Origin of the sequence: Saccharopolyspora gregorii (assembly GCF_024734405.1) — a bacterium.
Taxonomy (GTDB): Bacteria; Actinomycetota; Actinomycetes; order Mycobacteriales; family Pseudonocardiaceae; genus Saccharopolyspora_C; species Saccharopolyspora_C gregorii.
Map to the genome: position 1 here is coordinate 5,796,116 of NZ_CP059556.1, position 20,461 is coordinate 5,816,576.

14 protein-coding genes are annotated in these 20,461 nt (G+C 75.3%); 5 read left to right on the top strand and 9 right to left on the bottom strand.

The annotated features are described in order from the left end of the window. Window positions 1–35: 35 nt before the first annotated feature. Genes H1226_RS25440 through H1226_RS25450 form a run of 3 tightly spaced genes read right to left on the bottom strand, consistent with a single transcriptional unit; the run spans window position 36 to window position 2,404 of the window. Window positions 36–698, bottom strand: a complete 663-nt coding sequence (locus H1226_RS25440; protein ID WP_258343468.1) for a response regulator — start codon at window positions 696–698, stop codon at window positions 36–38. Then, window positions 695–1,915, bottom strand: coding sequence for a sensor histidine kinase (locus tag H1226_RS25445; protein WP_258343470.1), 1,221 nt, complete (start codon window positions 1,913–1,915; stop codon window positions 695–697). The genes H1226_RS25440 and H1226_RS25445 overlap by 4 nt, the downstream gene beginning before the upstream one ends. A gap of 21 nt (window positions 1,916–1,936) precedes the next feature. Beyond that, complete coding sequence (locus H1226_RS25450; RefSeq protein WP_258343471.1) at window positions 1,937–2,404, bottom strand: DUF3995 domain-containing protein; 468 nt, start codon at window positions 2,402–2,404, stop codon at window positions 1,937–1,939. Window positions 2,405–2,597: 193 nt separating this feature from the next. Here H1226_RS25450 and H1226_RS25455 point away from each other — a divergent pair, with 193 nt between their 5' ends. Together H1226_RS25455 and H1226_RS25460 are read left to right on the top strand one after the other, a co-directional pair. Then, the gene (locus H1226_RS25455) at window positions 2,598–3,548 is read left to right on the top strand and encodes an RsmB/NOP family class I SAM-dependent RNA methyltransferase (RefSeq protein ID WP_258343473.1); all 951 of its coding nucleotides are present in this window, start codon (window positions 2,598–2,600) and stop codon (window positions 3,546–3,548) included. Between the two features lie 169 nt (window positions 3,549–3,717). After that, the gene (locus tag H1226_RS25460) at window positions 3,718–6,084 is read left to right on the top strand and encodes a heavy metal translocating P-type ATPase (RefSeq protein WP_258343475.1); all 2,367 of its coding nucleotides are present in this window, start codon (window positions 3,718–3,720) and stop codon (window positions 6,082–6,084) included. A 25-nt stretch (window positions 6,085–6,109) separates the two neighbouring features. Here H1226_RS25460 and H1226_RS25465 read toward each other — a convergent pair whose 3' ends face one another. Continuing rightward, the gene (locus tag H1226_RS25465) at window positions 6,110–6,721 is read right to left on the bottom strand and encodes a hypothetical protein (protein ID WP_258343477.1); all 612 of its coding nucleotides are present in this window, start codon (window positions 6,719–6,721) and stop codon (window positions 6,110–6,112) included. Window positions 6,722–7,015: 294 nt separating this feature from the next. Further along, window positions 7,016–8,956 carry a bifunctional copper resistance protein CopD/cytochrome c oxidase assembly protein gene (locus H1226_RS25470; protein WP_258343478.1) on the bottom strand — a complete coding sequence of 647 codons (1,941 nt, stop codon included), beginning with the start codon at window positions 8,954–8,956 and terminating at the stop codon, window positions 7,016–7,018. A gap of 394 nt (window positions 8,957–9,350) precedes the next feature. On the opposite strand from H1226_RS25470, the gene H1226_RS25475 reads away from it, so the two are divergent. From H1226_RS25475 to H1226_RS25485, 3 genes are all read left to right on the top strand, one after another. After that, window positions 9,351–10,736 (top strand): PepSY-associated TM helix domain-containing protein, encoded by a 1,386-nt coding sequence (locus H1226_RS25475; protein ID WP_258343479.1) that lies wholly within the window; start codon window positions 9,351–9,353, stop codon window positions 10,734–10,736. Between the two features lie 2 nt (window positions 10,737–10,738). Further along, a complete protein-coding gene (locus tag H1226_RS25480) occupies window positions 10,739–11,410 on the top strand; it encodes a DUF5134 domain-containing protein (RefSeq protein ID WP_258343481.1) in 672 nt (223 codons plus the stop codon). A gap of 225 nt (window positions 11,411–11,635) precedes the next feature. Further along, window positions 11,636–12,457, top strand: coding sequence for an oxidoreductase (locus H1226_RS25485; RefSeq protein ID WP_258343483.1), 822 nt, complete (start codon window positions 11,636–11,638; stop codon window positions 12,455–12,457). Window positions 12,458–12,532: 75 nt separating this feature from the next. On the opposite strand, the gene H1226_RS25490 is transcribed toward H1226_RS25485, so the two are convergent. From H1226_RS25490 to H1226_RS25505, 4 genes are read right to left on the bottom strand one after another with little or no spacing between them, the layout of a single operon-like run. Next, on the bottom strand, window positions 12,533–13,750 hold the full coding sequence (locus H1226_RS25490; protein ID WP_258343485.1) for a TIGR02679 family protein: 1,218 nt from the start codon (window positions 13,748–13,750) through the stop codon (window positions 12,533–12,535). After that, the gene (locus H1226_RS25495; protein ID WP_258343487.1) at window positions 13,740–17,717 is read right to left on the bottom strand and encodes a TIGR02680 family protein; all 3,978 of its coding nucleotides are present in this window, start codon (window positions 17,715–17,717) and stop codon (window positions 13,740–13,742) included. Before H1226_RS25495 ends, H1226_RS25490 begins: the two co-directional genes overlap by 11 nt. After that, the gene (locus H1226_RS25500) at window positions 17,714–18,916 is read right to left on the bottom strand and encodes a TIGR02678 family protein (RefSeq protein WP_258343489.1); all 1,203 of its coding nucleotides are present in this window, start codon (window positions 18,914–18,916) and stop codon (window positions 17,714–17,716) included. Before H1226_RS25500 ends, H1226_RS25495 begins: the two co-directional genes overlap by 4 nt. Next, on the bottom strand, window positions 18,913–20,430 hold the full coding sequence (locus H1226_RS25505) for a TIGR02677 family protein (RefSeq protein WP_258343495.1): 1,518 nt from the start codon (window positions 20,428–20,430) through the stop codon (window positions 18,913–18,915). Before H1226_RS25505 ends, H1226_RS25500 begins: the two co-directional genes overlap by 4 nt. Window positions 20,431–20,461: the final 31 nt, after the last annotated feature.

Genomic DNA, 20,461 nt, shown 5'->3' on the forward strand with positions numbered 1-20,461 from the left:
CCGCTGCGGCCGATGGTACCTGCCCGCCGGCCCGGTCAGCTCCCGGTGGACGGCGGGACGAACCCCGATTCGAACGCCCGGATCACCGCCTGCGTGCGGTCCCGCGCGCCGAGCTTGGCCAGCACGTTCCCCACGTGCGTCTTCACCGTCTGCACCCCCAGGAACAGCCGCTGCGCGATCTCGCCGTTGGACAGGCCGGCCGCCATCAGCCGCAGCACCTCCGCCTCCCGCGCGCTCAGCCCGGCCCCGTCGAGCCCGCCCGAGCCGGTCGCACCGCGGTGCGCGGCGAGACGCCGGATCGCGGCCGGGAACAGCAGCGAATCGCCCGCGGCGACCGTGCGCACGGCGGCGACGATCTGCTCCGGCCCGGCCCGCTTGAGCAGGAATCCGCTGGCGCCGGCGCGCAGCGCGTCGTACACGTGGTCGTCGTTCTCGAACGTCGTCAGCACGACCACCTTCGGCGGCCCGTCCGCGGCGACCAGGTGTTCGGTGGCCCTGATGCCGTCCACCGCGGGCATCCGCACGTCCATCAGCACCACGTCGGGCGCCGCCCGGCGCACCTGGTCCGGCACGTCGGCGCCGTCGGCGGCCTCACCGACCACGGCGATGTCCGGTTCGGAGTCCAGGATCGCGCGCAGCCCCGAGCGGATCAGCGGCTCGTCGTCCACCAGCAGGACGCCGATGCGGCCTTCGGTCATGCGCCCTCCAGCGGAATCCGCACCGCTACCTCCCACTCGTCCCCGCTCGGCCCCGCCGCGAACTCCCCGCGCAGCAGTTCCACGCGCTCGGCGATGCCGACCAGGCCGCGCCCGCCGCGCGCGACGGCGCGCGAGCGGGATTCGCCGCGCGGGTTGCGCACCCGCACGCGCAGCGACCCGTCCGCCACCTCGACGCGCAGGACGACCGGCACCTTGCCCGCGTGGCGCAGCACGTTCGTCAAGCTCTCCTGCACGATCCGGAACGCGGCGGCGGACGGCTCCGCTCCGACGGCTCCCAGGTCACCGCGCAGTTCGGCGTCCACCTCGATCCCGGCGTGCTCGGTCGCGGCCAGCAGCGCGGGCAACCGGGCGAGGCCCGCCTCCTCGTGCGGCGCCTCGTCCCGCAGCAAGCCGAGCACGTGGTCGAGGTCCTCCAGCGCGGCGCGGGCCGAATCCTCGATCGCCAGCAACGCCGCCTCCGCACCGTCGCGATCGCGGTCCAGCACGCGGCGCGCGGCCCCCGCCTGCACCGAGACGACGCTGAGCGCGTGCCCGACCGAATCGTGCAGCTCGCGGGCCAGCAGGTCGCGCTCCACGAGCCGCTCGGCCCGCCGCTCCAACCGCGCGATCCGCTCCCCCGCGGGGACGCCGAGCAGCACCGCCGCGGCCCGCCCGAACAGCGCACCGGTGCCCGCGACCACGCACACCAGCGCCAGCAACGCCGCCGACGCCGCGGCGGGCAGCCACGCGCCGGCCCACCCGGCGGGCACCGGCACCATCCCCCCGGGGCCCAGCCCGAACTCGCCGGTGAACGGGGCGGTCCACGCCAGCACGAACACCACCGGCAGCACCAGGCTCGCCGCGCTCACCAGCCCGCCGACGAGGGCGTGCGCCACGAACAGCGCGCTCATCCGCAGCCGCACCGCCGGTTCCGCCGCGTCCGCCTCCGGCGCGGGGTCGTCGAGCAGCACCCGCACCGCCGTCCCCTCCAGCACCCGCACCGCGGGCACGGCGGAGACGGCCACCGTCGCCGCGAGGGTCAGCGCGGTCCCGATGGCGAACGCCGTGCCGAGACCTGTCACGACCGGCACCGCGGCCGGCACGGCCACCGCCGCGAACACCAGCGGCGGCACCAGCATCGCCCCGCCGAACACCAGGTACGCCCAGCGCCGGTAGGTCGAACCGCGCAGCACCGGCCCGAGCGTCCACTGCCTCATCCGCTGATCCTCACCCGTGCGTCACCGGCCGCGCAGGCAGCCGAGGCCGGTGAGTCCGAACAGCAACCCGCCGGTCAGGAACACCGGCTCGTAGACGACCGTGGCGAACCTGGCCATCGGGTCCAGGTCCGCCACGGCGAGCCGCCCGGACGCCAGTGCCAGCCAGTCGACGACCGAGGGCGCCGCGTGCACCGCCAGCAGCGCCGCGGACCCCCAGACCGCGGCGTGCAGCAGCCACCCCGGCACCCGGCGCCCCCAGGGCCGCACCGGCGCCAGCGCCACCGCCACCGCGACCGCGCACAGCGGGATCGCCACGATGTCGATGACCAGCAGCGGGAGGTTCGAGGTCACGGACGTTCCCGGTGGCAGGCCGATCGTGCCGCCGGCCAGCCAGTGCACGTGCACGAGACCGAACAGCGCCGCCCAGGCCGCCGCTCCGTGCGCGGCGGCGGTGCCCCACCGCCGCCGCTCACCACGTTCCTCCGCCATGCCAAGAGAATCGTCCCGCGCGCCCGTCCTCCGACTCCCCCGCCGGAGGGAATCGGCTCCCACCCGGGAGTGATCGCTACGCCGCGCCCCCGGCCGCCGGGTGACCGGCGGGCCGGGCCCGGGGGAGCCGCGCACGAGGCCGCCGTGCCAGGCTTCGGGTACCGGACCGGACGACCCGACAGGAGCAGCGGCCGTGAGCAGCCAGCGCAAGACCCGTGCGTTCGAGAAGCGGATGTCGGAGGTGCTCGGCATCCGCCCGAACCAGGTCGAGTCCGTGTTCCGCGGTGCCCGGCCCACCTCGATCCGGGTCAACCGGCTGCTGGACGAGCCGCGCTACCGCGAGACGCTGGAGTTCGTGCGCGCGAAGGCACCCGGGCTGATCCCGGTGGACTGGTGCGAGCACTCGTTCTTCTGGCCGGACAACGACGGTTTCGACGAGGTGCTGCCGCTCGCCCACGAAGGCCGGGTGTACCTGCAGAACGCGGCGAGCCTGATCCCGCCGGTGGCGCTGGACGCGCAGCCCGGGGACTCGGTGCTCGACGTGGCCGCCGCCCCCGGCGGGAAGGCGTTCCACATCGCCGCGCGCACCGGCAACGAGGGCGAGCTGTGGCTGAACGACTCGGCGCCGCCGCGGGCCGCGAAGCTCGCCGAGCTGGCCGAGCTCTACGGGGTGCGGTACGCGGAGCTGACCACGCACAACGCGCAGTACATCGACAAATCGGTGCCCGCGGAGCGGTTCGACCGGATCCTGCTGGATGTGCAGTGCTCCGGGGAGGGCCGGGTGAACCTGCGCAAGTCCGACGCGCTGCGCTTCTGGTCCGAGGAGCGGATCGAGAAGTACAAGCACCTGCAGACGAAGATGTGCGACGCGGCGTACAAGCTGCTGAAGCCGGGCGGGACGCTGGTGTACTCGACGTGCACGTTGAGCCCGGAGGAGGACGAGTTCCCGGTGCACAAGGTGCTGCGCAGGCACTCCGACCTGTCGGTGGCGCCGCTCGGGTTCAGCGAGGAGGAGTTCCTGCCGGGCCTGGGTTCCTGGCGGGGCGAGAAGTTCGACCAGGGCCTGCGGCACGCGGTACGGGTGCGGCCCTCGGACGTCTTCGAGGGGTTCTTCGTGGCGAAGCTGGTCAAGGACCCGTCCTGACGACGACCGATCGTGTAATGGCGAACGCCTGTTCGACCCCGTAATCATGGAAGAGGCCCGGAGTTCCGCAGCTCACAACGAGCCGCGGGAACCCCGCCCCGGGCCGGACCGACTGTGTGCACGGGTGGCCTGATCGCGGGCCACCGGAGTTCCGCGAGAGGTTTGCCCGATGTCCCCGACGACGACCCAGCCGACCGGACCGCCTCACGGCTCGACGGCGACGGAACCACCCCGGCAGGTCGAGCTGGCCGTGCGCGGGATGACGTGCGCCGCCTGCGCGACCCGGGTGGAGCGCAAGCTCAACAAGCTCGACGGGGTGCGGGCGGGCGTGAACTACGCGACGGCCGTCGCCACCGTCGAGCTCTCCGCCGAACACGAGGTCGAGCAGCTGATCAGCACCGTGCGCGGGGCCGGCTACGACGCGGAACCGGTGCCCCCACCGGACGCGGAGCCCGAGCCCGCCGCGGGCGGTGCGGCGCCGGACCGGGCGCGCGACCTGTGGCGGCGGATGCTGGTCGCGGTGGTGCTGTTCGTGCCGCTGTGCGACCTGTCGATCCTGTTCACGGTGGTGCCGCAGTCCCGCTTCCCCGGCTGGCAATGGCTGCTGGTGGCGCTGACGCTGCCGGTGGCGGGCTGGGCGGCGTGGCCGTTCCACCGGGCCGCGCTCCGCGGCGCCCGGCGCGGAGCGTCCTCGATGGACACCCTCGTGTCGCTGGGCGTCACCGCCGCCGTCGGCTGGTCGCTGTACGCGATGTTCGCCCGGCCCGACCCGGTCGGGGAGCCCGGCTGGTGGCTGCTGCTGAACCCGCAGGGCGCGCTGTACCTGGAGGTCGCGGCGGGCGTCACCGCGTTCGTGCTGGCCGGCCGCTACTTCGAGGCGCGGGCGCAGCGGCGGGCCGGGGACGCGCTGCACGCGCTGGCCGCGCTGCGGGCCAAGGACGTGACCGTGCTGCTCGACGACGGTTCCCAGCGGGAGGTCCCGGCGGCGGAACTCCGCGCCGGGCAGCGGTTCCTGGTGCGGCCCGGCGGCACGGTCGCCACCGACGGGATCGTCGAGGACGGCCGCGGTGCGCTGGACCGCAGCGCCATGACCGGTGAATCCGCGCCCGTCGAGGTCGGCGCCGGGGACGCGGTGCTCGGCGGCACGACGGTGCTCGACGGGCGCCTCGTGGTGCGGGCCACCCAGGTCGGGGCGGACACCCGGCTCGGGGCGATGCTGCGGCTGGTGGCCGAGGCCCAGTCCGGGAAGGCCGCCGTGCAGCGGCTCGCGGACCGGATCTCCGCGTACTTCGTGCCCGCCGTGCTGGCCGGATCGGCGCTGACCCTGCTGGCCTGGCTGCTGTGGACCGGCGACTCGGACCGGGCGTTCACGGCGGCGCTGGCGGTGCTCGTGATCGCCTGCCCGTGCGCGCTGGGCCTGGCCACGCCCACGGCGCTGATGGTGGCGTCCGGGCGCGGCGCCACGCTGGGCATCTTCATCAAGGGCTACCAGGCGCTGGAGTCGACCCGCGACGTGGAAACCGTGGTGCTGGACAAGACGGGCACCGTCACCGAGGGCCGGATGTCGGTGGTGGAGCTGCACGTGCTGCCGGAGCGCGACCGCGCCGGGGTGCTGCGCCGGGCGGGCGCCGTCGAGGACGCCTCCGAGCACGCGGTGGCCGCCGCGATCGCCGCGATCGCCCGCACCGGGGCGGATTCCGGCGCGGCGGGCGCCGAACGCGGATCGACCGACACCGACGCACCGTCCGAAGTGGACGCTACAGCGGACCGGTTCCCCGCGGTTCGCTCGTTCGCGGCCCGGCCGGGGCTCGGCGCGCACGGCGTCGTCGAGGAGCGCGACGTCCTCATCGGCCGCCGCGCGCTGTTCGACGAGCGGGGCTGGGACGTGCCCGCAGAGCTGGACCGGCTCCGCGAGAGCTGGGAGTCGCAGGGCCGCACCGCGGTGCTCTGCGGCGAGGACGGCGCGGCCGTCGCCGTGTTCGCGCTGGCCGACGCGGTGAAACCCACCGCGGCGCGGGCCGTCGCCGAACTGCACCGGCTCGGGCTGCGCACCATCCTGCTCACCGGCGACAACGCCACGACCGGCCGGGCGGTGGCCGACGAGGTCGGCATCGAACGGGTCATCTCCGAGGTGCTGCCCGATGAGAAGGCCGAAGTGGTGCGCGGCCTCCGCGCCGAGGGCCACGTGGTCGCGGTGATCGGCGACGGCGTGAACGACGCCCCGGCACTGGCCACCGCCGACCTCGGACTGGCCGTCGCGACCGGCACCGACATCGCCATCGACGCCGCCGACCTGATCCTGGTCCGGGAGGACCTGACGGTGGCGCCGGACGCGATCCGGTTGGCGCGGGCCACGTTGCGCACGATCCGCGGGAACCTGCTGTGGGCGTTCGGCTACAACCTCGCCGCGCTGCCGCTGGCCGCGCTGGGGCTGCTCAACCCGCTCATCGCGGGCGCGACGATGGCGCTGTCCTCGTTCTTCGTGGTGTCCAACAGCCTGCGGCTGCGGCGCTTCACCGGACTGCGCACCGACTAGCGGCGACGAGCGCGACCGGGTCGCACTAGTCCCGGCCGACGACCCGATCGCGCGCCCACGCCCGGATCTCCGCATCGAGCGCGGGACGCGCGTCCGGCTCGTCCTCGTACCGGACCTGCCACTCCCGCACCCACGTCAGGTCCTGATCCTGGGAGAAGTAGCCGACGCAGACGACGAAACCGACGGCCCGGTACGGCGAGAGCACCCCGTCCAGCAGGGCACCGGCCGCGTTCCAGCACGCCATCGGGAAGCTCCGCTCCGCGTCATCCGGGCCGACCAGGACCTGCCGCGGGATCTCCACCAGCGGCGCGAGCGCGAGCCGCTCGTCGCGGGAGGCGTGCCGGTGCGGATCGGCCGCCACCTCCGCCAACGGCTCCCGCAGCAGGTCGACGCAGTGCAGCACGGCCCGCTCCCACCCGCTGCCGGTGCGGTGCTGCGACGGATCGTCCAGCAGGGCGAGCACTTCCCGGTAGAGCTCCACCACGCTGCTCGTGGTCACGTCCAGGTCGATCAGCGCGCAGCCGTGCACGAACCAGGCCAACGCCCGACCCCGGGCCCGCCCAGGCTCGGCCCGGTCCCGCTCCTGGTCACGCCCCCGCAGCTCCTCGACGCGCAACCGAACCCCACGTGGCCGCATCCGCCGAGCATAGGACTCCCCCCCAGCCCCCGTTCACGAGGCGGAACGGGCGGCAGAACCTCACTTGCCCGTCTTCGAACCTGCCCTGCTGCTCTCGACTCCTTCCTGTCAGCAGCGAAGCCGCTGAGCAAACGACCACCCGAGCAACGGGACCACCCGCGGGTTCTCAGCCGCTTCCTCGCGAGGACAGCGTTTTCTCCCGTGGCGGAGCCACTGGTGAAAACGATCCCGCAGCGAGGGAACGGCTGAGGTTCCGCCGCCCCACCCACTTCGCAGCAGGAGCTCGCCCAGCCTTCAGCGGCGTTCCGCGAGCTTCGCCAACATCGCGTTGTAGGCGGCGAGTTCCTCGTCCCCGGAGCGGTCGGCGCGGCGGGCCACCCGCGCGTCGTGCCGGTACCACTGGGTGAGCAGCGCGATCAGCACCACCACCAGCGGCGCCTCCCCCGCGGCCCACGCGATGCCCCCGCCGAGCTTCTGGTCCGCGAGCAGGTCCTGCGCCCACGGCAGGTCGAGGGTGCGGTAGAAGTTCTCCGCGATCACGTCGTTCATGCCCATCACGATCACGCCGAAGAAGGCGTGGAACGGCATCACCGCGAACACCATGCCCAGCCGCCCCAGGTGCGGCAGCGGCTTCGGCGCCGGATCCACCCCGATGACCGTCCAGTAGTACAGGTAGCCGACCAGGACGAAGTGGACGTTCATCAGCTCGTGCGCCCAGTGCTCGGACATCGCGTTCTCGAACAGCGGCGTGAAGTACAGCGCGTAGAACGAGCCGACGAACAGCACCGTCGCGATCGCCGGGTGCGCCACCGCCCGTGCCACCGGCGAATGCACCACGGCCAGCAGCACTTCCCTGGCGCCGTGCGGATTCCCCCGGCCCGCGGTCGGCAATGCCCGCAGCGCCAACGTGATCGGGCCGCCCAGCACCAGCAGCACCGGCGCCAGCATGTTCAGCACCATGTGCATCAGCATGTGCACGCTGAACACCCCGGACGAGTAAACCCCCAGCCCGGAGGACGTCGCGACCAGCACCGTGGCGCAGCCCGCCAGCCACGCCGCGGTCCGCCCGGCCGGCCACTCGTCACCGCGCCGCCGCAACCGGCGCACCCCCGCGACGTACAGCCCGGCGAGCACCACCACGGCGAGCCCGAGCACCAGGTCGAACCGCCACGCGCTGAGGAATCCCCACGCGCTCGGCGGTCCCGGCAGGTCGTAGCCGAGGATGACCTCCGAGGAACTCACCCCGCGGTCCAGCAGGTTCGGCGGTGGCGTCTGCGCCATGCCCATCGACACGCCGACCGACACCAGCATGATCGACAACTCGGCGGACAGCAGCACCACCGGTGCCGACGACCGGCGCCGCACCCAGCTGCCGCAGGCGCCGAGCAGCACCAGCAGCACGATCTTCGCGAGCACCAGCACGCCGAACGCGGTACGCCCCAGGTCGGACAGCGGCATCAACACCAGCGCGTCCACCAGCCCCGAGACCGCCAGCACCAGCCAGCTCACCCCGGCGAACCGGCGGTACCTGCGCAGCACCAGCTCCCGGTGCGCGCCACCGCGCCGCAGGTGCGCGATCACCGCCGCCAGCAGGCCCATCCACAGCGCCGCCGCCAGCACGTGCAGCACGATCGCGTTGGTCCCGAAGTCGTGGCCCGCGTTGGACGCCGAATGACCCACCACCGCGGGCGGCAGCAGCGCGAACGCGGCGAGCGCGGTCAACCCGAGCGCGGGTCGCCACCGCAGCGTCGTCCGGGCGCCGACCGCCACCACCAGCGCGACACCGGCGGTGATCGCCCAGGCCGTCGGCTCGTACATGGCGCTGAACAACCCGGTGAACGCGTCCGGCGACAGCACGCGGCGCAGCGGGTGCCCCGTCCCGTCCGCCATCTCGAACGGCATCATCAGCACCGCAGCGACCGCCCACACCCAGGCCGCCGCGCCCGCCGCGCGGACCGCGGCGAACCCATCCGGTGCGATGCCGCCGGACTCGCGGGGCGAGGTGAAGAACGCGGCGAACGCCAGCGATCCCAACGTGATCGCGGCGGACGCGTCGGTCACCAGCCGCACCAGTCCGATCCCGACGCGAACCACCGCACCCGGATCGGACAACCCGAGCGGCGCGTAGCCGGACTCGCCGAGGAAGACGGCGACGAACGCGGACACCAGGGCCGCGATGCTCGCTCCCGCGATCCACGGCAGGCGGTGCGGGGGCTGCGAACCGGGTGGTGGCACTGCGCTGTCCTCGTGCTCGACGTCCCCGAGGCGAACGGACCCCGCGCGCCCCGGAAGCGGGAAGCTGCCCGCTCCCGGACTGGTCGCGCGCCCGCCCGCGGGAGTTCCGCGCACCCCCTGTGACCTCACTCGCACCACCTGAGCGAACGGACCGTTCGACCAACTAGATCGGACGAACGGTCCGTTCACCCCGAGAACGAGCCCACCGAGCGGGCGCGGGGTGACCGCCCCTCCCCCGGACGCGCGGTCCGTTCACCCCGCACGCGTTCGGCGAACGGGTCAACGCCCGCCCCCGTTCGCTCCCACATCGTGGAGGGGGATGTCACAGCGGGAACCAAGCACGATGATCAGGCGACTAGTGGATCGACCGAAGCGGCTGAGGACAGGAGCGGCGATGGCGACGGATCCAGGTCTCGCGGAGCAGCAGGCCCCGGACTCGTCCGGGAGCGCGGTGGCGGATCGGCCCGCGAGCCCGTCGACGTGGTCGGTGCTGCGCCCGCTGGTGCTGCGCCTGCACTTCTACGCGGGCGTGTTCATCGCGCCGTTCCTGGTGGTGGCCGCGCTGACGGGCTTGGTGTACGTGTTCACGCCGCAGCTGGAGCAGGCCGTCTACACCCGGGAGCTGCACGTGCCCGCGGCGGCGACCGCACACCCGCTGTCGGAGCAGATCGCGACGGCCCGCGAGGTGCGCCCCGGCGAGCAGGTGCAGGCGGTGCGCCCGGGCGCGACCGGCACCGACACCACCCAAGTGATCTTCGCGGCGCCGGACCTGCCGGAGAGCTACCTGCGCACCGTGTTCGTCGACCCGCACACGCTGGAGGTGCGCGGCGACCTGGTCACCTACGGCTCGGGCCAGGCGCTGCCGCTGCGCGCGTGGATCGACAACCTGCACCGCGGCCTGCACCTGGGCGACGCGGGCCGCCTCTACAGCGAGTTGGCGGCGAGCTGGCTGTGGGTGGTGGTGCTGGGCGGTGCGGCGCTGTGGATCGGGCGCACCCGCCGCGAGCGGCGCGCCCGGCTGCTGCTGGCCCCGGAGTTCCGCCCGGCGGGTCGCAGGCGGGTGCTGTCCTGGCACGGGGCGGTCGGGTTGTGGGCGGCGCTCGGGCTGCTGTTCCTGTCCGCGACGGGCCTGACCTGGTCGGTGCACGCGGGCGAGAACGTGACCGCGGTGCGCGAGCAGCTGTCGTGGGAGACCCCGGCGGTGTCCACCGAGCTGCCGGCGGCACCCGCCGGTGACGTGGGCATCGATCGGGTGCACGCGGCCGCGCTCGGCGCGGGGCTGGACGGTCCGGTGGAGATCACGCCGCCCGCCGATGCCGGTTCCGCCTACACCGTGCAGCAGGTGCAGCGCAGCTGGCCGACGAAGCAGGACCAGGTGGCGGTGGACCCGTCGAGCGGGGCGATCACCGAGACGATCCGGTTCGCGGACTACCCGCTGATGGCGAAGCTGTCCCGCTGGGGCATCGACGCGCACATGGGGCTGCTGTTCGGGCTGGCGAACCAGCTGGTGCTGGCGGCGCTGATGCTCGGCCTGCTCTCGATGATCTTCTGGGGCTACCGGATGTGGTGGCTGCGCAGGCCCACCCGCGGAGGTGGCCGGTTCGGCCGGGCGCCGGAGCGGGGGGCGTGGCGGCGCGTCCCCGGCCGGATCATGGCGCCGATCATCGTGGTGGCCGCGTTCGTCGCGTACGCGTTGCCGCTGCTGGGCGCGTCGCTGCTGCTGTTCCTCGTCGTGGACATCGTGCTGGGCGCGCGCGCCCGGCGGAGCACCGGAGTCTGATCGTGGTCGAATCGCTGCTGCTGAGCTGGGTCCTGACGGTGCTGTTCGCGGTGACGGCGGTGTGGTGCGCGATCAGCGCCACCCGACCGGGCCTGCGGCCGAGCGATCGGCTGAGCTCGGCGAGCCACCTGGCGATGAGCCTGCTGATGATCGCGATGGTGTGGCCGTGGGGCATGGGCGTGCCCGCCACGCCGCAGCTGGTGCTGTTCGCGGCGACCGCGGTGTGGTTCGCGGCGCTCGCGGTGCTGCGGGTCCCGTGCGCCCACGGGTACGGCTCGCCGCGGCTGGCGCACGCGCACCACGCGGTGATGTCGGTGGCGATGGTGTGGATGGTGGCGGCGATGCCGCTGCTCATGCTGGGTGCGCACGACTCCGGTGGCGGGCACCACCACCACGCGGCGGGAGCTCCCGCGTCCGGGGTGCTGGCCGCGCCCGCGGCCGCCGCCGGGCCCCCGGTGCCGGTGCTGCTGGTGTCGGCGGTGCTCGGGGCGTTCCTGGTGCTGTCCTCGGTGGCGTGGATCTCGACGGCGGTGGACACGGCGCGGCACAACTTGAACACCGCCGACGCCACCGGCGCCCCGGCCGATCCGCGGGCCACCCGGCTGGCGTGGGACGCGGCCTGCCACGGGGCGATGAGCATCGGCATGGGCGCCATGCTCCTGGCGATGCTCTGACGTTCGCCTCGCGGACCGAGGCCCGGCGCGACGTTCCGGGAGTCCTGACCGGGCGGGGATGCTCGCGTCCGGCCCTCGATCGGCGGTCGGGGGCCGTTGACGGAGCGAAGCGGTCCGGGTGGCAGTGCCACGCCCTCCCTCGGCGGGACTCCGGTGCCTAGCGTGGAGCCATCGGCCCGGCACCGGGCCGTCCACAGTGGATCACCAATCGCGAGGGGGGACCCCGTGTCCGTCTGGTTCATCACCGGAATCTCCCGCGGCTTCGGCCGGGCGCTGGCCGAAGCCGCGCTGCGCCGCGGCCACACCGTCGTCGGCACCACCCGCACCGGCGACTCCGACCTCGACGCGGCGGGCGGCGCGCTGCACACCGTGCCGCTCGACGTCACCGACCCGGAGCAGGCCGCCACCGCGATCGCCGCCGCGCACCGCGTCGCCGGGCGCCTCGACGTGGTGGTGAACAACGCGGGTTACGGGCTGCTCGGCGCCGTGGAGGAGGCCTCGGCGGACGAAGCGCGGCACGTGTTCGAGGTGAACTTCTTCGGCGCGCTGCGCGTCGTGCAGGCCGCGCTGCCACTGCTGCGCGCCCAGCGCTCCGGGCACGTCGTCAACATCTCCTCCATCGCCGGGCTCGCCCCCGGCGCCGGATCCGGGTTGTACGCGGGCGCGAAGGCCGCGCTCGGCGCCACGTCCGAAGCGCTCGCGCAGGAGGTCGCGCCGCTGGGCATCCGCGTCACCGTCGTCGAGCCCGGCCACTTCCGCACCGAGTTCCTCACCGAGCGCTCCCGGCGCGGTACCGCCGCCACCCTCGACGACTACGCCGACACCGGAGCCGCCGTCGCCGCGATGCAGCGCACGGACGGTGCGCAGGCCGGTGACCCGGCGCGGGCGGCGGAGGTGATCCTCGATGCCGTCGCCGCCCCGGAGCCACCGATGCACCTGGTGCTCGGCGCCGACGCCGTCGGCCGGACCCGCGCCAACGCGGAACGACTCCTCGGCGACGTCGAGCGCTGGGAGAACGCCTCGACCGGCACCGCGTTCCCGGCCTGAGCCGACGGCGCCCGCGAACGCGGAGGGCGGGCAGCACCGCCCGCCGGGCGAGTTCCGCGCCGGGGCAGGCTCGGGTCACGGCGTCCGCCACACCGCTTCGTCGAGGAGTTCGTCGGCCACCCGCAGCTCCGGGACCGCCACCCGGTTCTCCCGCAACGCCGGGGCGAGCGCCGCGTCCCAGGGCGCGTCGGTGATCCGCCCGGCACCGGGTCCGGCCGGGTGCCGGTCCAGCGCGGCCAGGTAGTCGGCGGTGCTCATCCGCCACGGCACGGCCCCGGCCTTGGCCTGCACGTACGCGGCGATGCGGAGCCCTTCCCCGTCGAAGTCGCCGTGGTGGTGCAGCCGCGCCCCTGCCGCGCGGAGGGTCCGCAGCAGCAGCATCGCGGCGCCGTTGGGCCAGCCGGAGGTGCACACCAGCGGCGGGCAGGTGCGGCCGAACCGGCGCAGCGCGCGCTCCAGCACGGCCGGTTCCTGCACGACCCACACGTCGGGCTCGCCGAGCACGATCCGGCCGGCGTCGCGCAGCTGGTCGAGGGTGGTGGAGGCGGCGTGCCCGGAAGCGGTGCAGGAGCGCATGATCTCGCCGCACAGCCGTCCGCCGACCGGCTGCATCCCCGCGCTGAGCACCGCGGTGGGCAGTCCGGGTTCGCCGATCCCGGCGCACCGCCACAGCGCGCGGCGCTGGCCGTCGCTGGCGGGCAGCGGAACGCCGTGCACCTCGGCGAGCGCGCGCAGCACGAGTCCGGACAGCGATCCGCCCGGGTCGAGGGCGCGCGGATCGCCCAGCACCGCCTCGGCGAAGGCGGGCAGCGGCGTGCCGGGCGCGGGCAGCGCGTGCAGCACGTGCAGCGCCGCGTCCAGCAGTCGTCCCGCCGCGGCGGGAGTTCCGCCGGGGAGGCCGCCGCGGCGCACCTGCTCCGCCCACCCGGCCAGCGCGGGCTGGGCGCGCACCACCGGGTGCTCGGTGAACCACTCCCACAGCGCGGCGCGCTGCCGCTGGGCGCGTTCCCGCTGCAGCGCCCGGTCCTGCACGGGGCCGATCAGCTCTTCGACGATGTCCCGGCAGCGCATCCCGCAGTGCGGTTCGAGCACCGCGTCCAGCCGCGCCACGGACACGGTGACGTGGTCGGCGGGCAGCCGGTCGGCGCCGAGCAGGCCCGCGAGCGCTTCGCGCTGCCGCCGGTCCAGCGGGCCCACCCGGACCCGGTCCACGGCCCGGCCCGAGGAGAGCCGGTCGTGCACCGCCCGCCACAGGGGTGCGAACTCGGCTCGCCGCAGACCGTCAGGGAGCACCGCGTTCCTCCGCCAGCGCCCGCCCGTCCCACACGAACCGGGCGGTCGTGACCGCGTCGTCGCCGTCGCCGGTGATGAGCTGGTGGACGGCGATGCCGTCGAGCTCCCGGTAGGTGCACCACTCGTGGTCGCTGGTCAGCACGAGGTCCAGGTCCAGCGCGGTGAGCAGGTCGAACACCTGCCCGCGGTTGGTGGCGTCCACGCCGACGAACACCTCGTCGAGCAGGATGAACCGGGGCGCGGCGGGCACGGCCTGGTAGTGCGCGGCGACGGCGGCGAACAGCGGCAGGTGCAGCGCGATGGCCTTCTCCCCGCCGGAGAGCGCGCCGTGCAGCCGTTTCGTGAGCAGCTGCCAGCCCTCCCCGTTCGCCCGGTCGATCTGCACGCCGAAGCGGTGCCAGGACGTGTAGTCGAAGACCTGCGCCAGCTGCCCCTCCCACCCGGCGGCGGTGCCGTGCCGCCGGGCCTCGTCGACGCGTTCCCGGAAGAAGGCGTGCAGCACGTCCTCGTCGGCGTCGTCGAGCCGTTCCGGGTCGGTGAGCAGCAGTTCGCGTGCGGCGCCGGTTCCGGCGGGCAGGTTGGGGTCCACTTCCCACACCAAGCGCACGGCGACCTTCGACGCGGTGCGGACCCGCTTGAGCCGGGCGTTCATGGTGTCGACGAGTTCCCCGGCCTGGCGGATGCGGGCGGCGAGGTGCCTGCGGGTCTCGCCGGTGAGGGTCTGGTCGAACAGCTCCCGTTCGGCACCGGTGAGGCCCGCGCGCAGCCGGTCGCGCTCGGCGCGCAGGGCGTCCCGCAGCCCGGTGGCGCCGAGGCGCACGCCGTCGAGGGTGGCGGCGAACAGCTGCGCGTCCTCGCCGGGTTCCAGCCGCAGCTCCGCGCGGTCCGCGAGCACGTGGCGGCCGCCGTGCACGGCTTCGGCGAGCTTGCCGAGCGCGTCGGCGCGGTCCTTCGCGCCGTGCGGGAGCGCTTCCCAGGCACCGCTGATCTCGCGGGCCGCGGCGAGCACCGCACCGCCATCGTCCAATTCGGACAGTTCGATCCCGGCGTCGACCGCGAACCCGACTGCTGCGTGCCTCCGCAACCGGTGGGCCGCGGCGTCGCGGGCGGCGCGGGCGGCCTCGTGCCGCGCGGTGTCGGCGGCGCGCCGGTGCTCCAGCGCGCCGAGCCGCCCGGCCACCTCGACGAGCCGGTCGGTCGACCGGTCCCGCCGCAGCTCCACGTCGTGCAGGCCGGCGCGCAGCTCGGCGAGCTCGTCCAGCACCTGCCGGTCCGCGGTACCGAGGGCGGCGCGCACGGCGTCGGCTCGCTCGGCGCGGCGCAGCGCGTCCCGCTCGGCCTCCTCCGCTTCGGCGCGCCGTTCGGCGGCGACGTCCCGGGAGCGCCGCGCGACCTCGGCGGCGGTGTCGGCGGCGCGCCGTTCGGCGTCGGCGGCGAACCGGGCGTCGAGCCAGTCCGCGGCGGAGTCGGTGCAGGCCGCGACGCGCCGGTCCAGCTCGTCCAGCGCGGACCGGTTCGCGGGCCGCCCGAGTTCGGCGGCGAGCTCGGTGAGCCGGTCCCCCGCTCGCCGCGCGGCGTCCGCGGCCGCCGCGACCTGCTCGGCCCGGTGGTGCGCGAGGCCGTCGCGGGCGGCGGCCTCGGCTTCGGCGACGTCGGCGGCCCGGCGGGAGTCCCGCACCGCGCTGTCGTCGGGCGCGGCCTCCCACTCGGCGCGCAGCGCGTCCCGGCGGGCGTCCAGCGCACCGGCCGCGGTGTCGAGCTCGGCGAGCTCGGCCGCCACCTCCTCGATCCGCTCGTCCAGCGCGGCGTCGCGGCGCTTGCGGTCCCGGTCGCGGGCGGTGCTGCCGATCCGGGCGACCTCGGGCGCCGAACCGTCGCCGGTGAGCCCGGTGAGGCGCCACCTGCCGTCCGGCGCGATCGCCGCTTCCGGGGCGGTCTCCGCGCTGCGGTGCCTGCCCGCGCCCGCGGGATCCTCGGCCGGGTCCACCGCCGCCGCGCCGTAGCCGATCCCGTGCAGCACGGCCCAGATCCGGTCCCGGTCCACCGCCCCGCCCGATTCGGGCCGCAGCACCTCCACCAGCGAGGTCCCGTCCACCGGACGCAGCCGGGCCGGGTCGAGCCGGGTGCCCTCGCCGTCGAGCACCCCGTCCGGGCCGACCCACGCGTCGAGCAGGCCCGCCGAGTGCAGCGCCGCCTCGACCTTGGCCTGCACGCCGGGGGTGGTGCCGCTGCGGAACGCCACCAGCCGCCACAGCGGGGCACCGGGGCGCTGCGGGTCCTCGGCCGGGACGTCGGCCCGGTCGCGTCGCGCGGTGAGCTCGGCGAGCAGGGCCCGGCACTCGTCCCGGCGCGCGGTGGCCGCGGCGTGCGCACGCCCCAGCTCGGCCGCGGCGGTCAGGTAGCCGGGGTGCAGCAGCGCCAGCAGCGCGGCGCGGGTGCCGGCGCGCGCGGCGGCGTCGAGGTCGTCGACGGGCAGTTCCACCAGGCCCGCCGCCCAGTCCCGCACCCGTTGCGCCTGCGCGTCGAGCCGGTTCGCATGCGCCCGGGCGGCTTCGGCGCTGCGCTCGGCCGCGGCGGCCTGCTCGCCCCGGGCTTCCTCCAGGTGCTGCTCGGCGGCGGTGCGGGCCGCCACGGCCCGGTCGTGCCGGTCCGCGGCGGCGCGGACCTCGGCGGTGCGGTCGTGCTCGCTGCGCGCGGCGGCGCGCAGCAGCAGCCGGGCGCGCCGCCGGTCCGCGGTGCCCGCGGCCTCCTGGAACGCTCCGGCGAGACCGACCGGTTCGGCGTGCCCGCGCGCGTCCCGCTCGGCGCGCACCGCCCGCTCGGCGGCAGCGGCGGCGCGGGCGTCGGCGTCCGCGGCGCGCTGCGCGTCCGCGTCGGCTTCGGTGGCGCGCCGGTCGGCCCGGTCGCGGGCGGCGGTGGCGGTGCGCTCGGCTTCGGTCGTCTCGGCGTGCAGCCGGTCGAGCTCGGCGGCCTCGTGGTGGCCGTCGGCGAGCCCGGCGATGCGGGCCCGGAGCCGGTCGGCCTCCCGCGCCAGCTCACCGCGCCGCGCCAGGACCTCGTCCCGGTCGGCGGCGGTCCGCTCGTGGCGGCGCGCGCCGTCCGCGGCCTCCTCGGCGGCCCGGTCCAGGTCGGCGTCCGCGGCGAGGAGGTCGGCGGCCGCGGCGCGCAGCACCCGCCGCGTGTAGCCGGACTGCCGGTCGGCGACGGCGTCCGCGGCCCGCACCTGCTCGTCGAGCCGCGCCAGCTGTTCGCGGCGCCGGTCGAGGCGTTCGAACCCCTCGGCGAGCTCGGAGATCTCGGCCGCGCCCAGCGGTGGCAAGGCGCGGGACAGCAGCGTGGACAGCAGGTTCGGGTCCAGCCGCTCGGACAGCTTCGGGGTGCGCAGCTGCAGCAGCGCGGTGATGAGCGCTTCGTAGCGCGGCTCGGTGAGCTCCGGGAACAGCGCGGCGCGCACCGCTGCCCGGTGCTCGGCGGGCGTGTCGTGCACGGTCCCGAGTTCGCCGAGCCGCTCCTCCAGCGCGGTCCTCGTCAACGGCTGGTCGTTCCCGTTGACCAGCCGCAGGTCCACGCCGACGCGCCGGGAGGTGGTGAAGAAGTCCGCGCGCACCTCGGCGGTGTGCTTGCTGGCCTGCAACCGGGCGCCGCAGGTGAACCACCCGTCGCCGCAGCGGAATTCCAGCCACGCGTAGCCGACGCGGGTGACGCCGGAGGCGCCCTCGCCCATCAGGTTCCAGTGCATGGTGCGTTCCGCGCTGCCGAACGTGGACAGCCGGTTCGCCCGCAGGTCCGCGTCGAACAGGAACGGCAGCAGCAGTTCCAGCGCCTTCGACTTCCCGGTGCCGTTCGGGCCGCGCAGCAGCAACCGTCCGTTGTGGAACTCGAAGACCTCGTCGTAGTAGCGCCACACGTTGAGGATCCCGGCGCGCGACGGGCGCCAGCGGACCGCGGCGGTTTCGGGAGCGGTCACGACGGGTTTCCTCCAGCGGAGTCAGGGGAACCGGACACGATGGTGTAGCGGGCGGCGGCGGGCAGCGCGACGATCCGCTCCCCGTCCCGCCGGGCCAGCCCGAAGTCCACGAGCACCGCCACCGCGTCCGCCACCAGCCGCGCCGGACCGTCGGAGTAGCGGTAGGTGCGCGCCGATCCCGGCGAGCGGTCCAGCACCGATTCCGCGTCCTCCCGCAGCTGGTCGGCGGTGAGCCCCGCGCGGGAGGCGCCGAGCGAATCCAGCAGGTGCAGCGCGGCGACCTTCGCGTTGTCGCCGTCGTCGGGGAACCTGCCGTCGGTGGCGAGGGATTCCGGGTCGACCAGCAGCACGCCTTCGGCGCGTTCCTCCACCGCGAACCCGCCCTGCTCGGCGGCTTTCCGCATGTTCTCCCGGCCGGTGCGGGAGGTCGCCCACTCGCGCTGCTCCGCGGTGAGGTCGGCCCAGTACACCACCGGGTCGTCGAACAGCTTGCGCAGCACGGAATGCCGCAGCCGCAGCGCGCGCTGCACGTCGGTGGCGCCCGCACCGCCGTAGCGGGGTTCGGCCAGCATCCCGGCGAGCCGGTCGCCGTCCGGCAGCCGCGACGGCCCGTTCGGCGCGGCCAGCAGCCGCACCAGCAGCGTCGCGTCCACCCGGTACAGCACCTTCGCTCCGGCGGAGTCGGTGTAGTCCTCGGTGCTGCCGTCCACGGGTTCCAGCGCGCCGAAGCCCTCCAGCGCGCGCAGCACGTCCACGAACGCCATCCGCTCGGCGCGCAGCGCCGGGTCGAACCCGGGCAGCACCGGATCGGCCGCGGTGGCCTGCGCGACGCGGTCCGCGAGCAGTCCGACGGTCGTCGCGGGACCACCGAGCAGTTCCGCCGCGGCCACGCAGAACAGCGCGTAGCGCCGCCGGTCGAACGGCGCCCGGCTGCCCCGGTCCCGCCGAGCGGGCCGGGACGCGTCCGGGTCGGAGCGCACCTTCGCGAGCCGTGCGTACCCCTGCCGCGGCTCCACGACCAGCGCCCAGCCGCAGTGGTGGTCGAACCAGCTCGCGAGGGTGTCGGCGCGCCGTCGCACCAGGTCGAACCCGTCCGGGTCGGTCGCGGCCCGGATCAGCGGGCTGCCCAGCAGCAGCCTGATACCGCGGGCCAGGTCGGCGCGTTCCGCGATGACCAGCTGGTTGGCGAGGTTGCTCATCCGCCCGCCTCCACCGCGCCGTCGGCGACGAGCCGCACGTGCACCGCGAAGTCCGGGCCGCACAGCGTTCCCCGCTCGGTGCGCAGCTCGGCGGTGCGCCCGTCCGCCGGGTCGGACAGCTCGATCTCGACCCGTCCGTCGCCGGTGCGGGCACGGCGCACGCCCGCGTCGTCGGCGCGGCTCGCCAGGGCGCGCCCCAGCAGGTCCAGCAGCCGGTCGAGCACGCCGGGTTCGAGCCCGGTGAACGAGGAGAGCCGGACTTCGCCGCCGGTGGCGAGCCGCTGCCACGCCGCGTCCAGCTCGGCGCGCTCCTGCCTGGCCCGGGCCGCGCGCAACGCGGCGAGCTGCGCGACGTCGCGCACCTTCCCGGTGCTGCCGAACCTCTCGACGCGCCCGCCGCTGCGCAGCAGCGCCGAAACCCGCACCCGCGGGGCCCGCGTCCACGGCGTCGCGGGCGCCACCAGTTCGGGGTCCTCGTGGGCGAGGTGCGCGTGCCGCGCGGGGCCGAGCCCGAACGCGGCGGACCAGAGGCGGTGCAGGTCCTCGTCCCGGTCGGCGGTGGTGAACCACCGGGCCAGTTCGCGGAAATCGGCCGCGGCGCTGGACGATCCGCTGCGGGCCTCGGTGATCCGCTCCAGCTCCCGCAGCAGCTCCCCGACGATTCCGCGGGCGGCGGCGCGCAGCAGCTCCGCGCGCGGTGGCGAGCCGTCCGCCGGGCGGAACCAGTCCCGCAGCGTCCCCCAGCTCGCCGCCCGCCGCTCCAGCCAGTCCCGCTCGTCGGCGGTGGGCGGCAGGTCCGCGCCGCGCAGCGCGCGCCGGTGCAGGTCGGCGACGCCGTGCGCCTCCACCTCGGCGAGCGCGGCGGAGATCGCGGGCCGGCGCTGGTCGAGGTCGGTCGTGAACTCCTGCAGGTGCGCGACGGTCGCCGCCTTCACCTCGTCGAACTCGCCCGGGTCGTCGGACCGCTGGAGCCGCCGCAGTTCGGCGTGGAAGTGCGCGGTGCCGGTGCGCAGCGATTCCAGGTGCCCTTCCAGCTCGTGCACCGCGGCGCACAACCGCCGGTCCGCCGAACCCGGTTCGGCCAGCAGCGCGGCGATCTCGGCGAGCCGGTCGGCGATGGCGTCGAGCACCGCGGTCGGCAACGCGCCGGTCTCGTCGAAGCTCGCCATCGCGTGCCGCAGCCCGGACCAGGCCGCCGCGCCCGCCTTCGTCAACGCGTAGTGCAGGTTGCGCCGCTCGTACTCGGCGGCGGTGCGGTAGTCCTCCGCGTGGTGCTGGACGACGTCGAGCAGCCCCCACTCGGCGAGCTTCTTCAGCCGTTCCGCGAGGTCTCCGTCGCCGAGCGCGTCGAGCCAGCCGCTCGCCCGCACCCGGTCCCGCACGTCGTCGATGCCGAGCGAGCCCTCCCACCGCTGCGCCGCGTCCGCGAACGCGCGCAGGATCGCCGAGTACGACTCGGCCTGAGCACCGACCGCGAAGCGGAACACGTCCGGCGGGACCCGCTGCGTCGCCACCCGCGGCCTCCTCCCGGCACGGAACCAACCA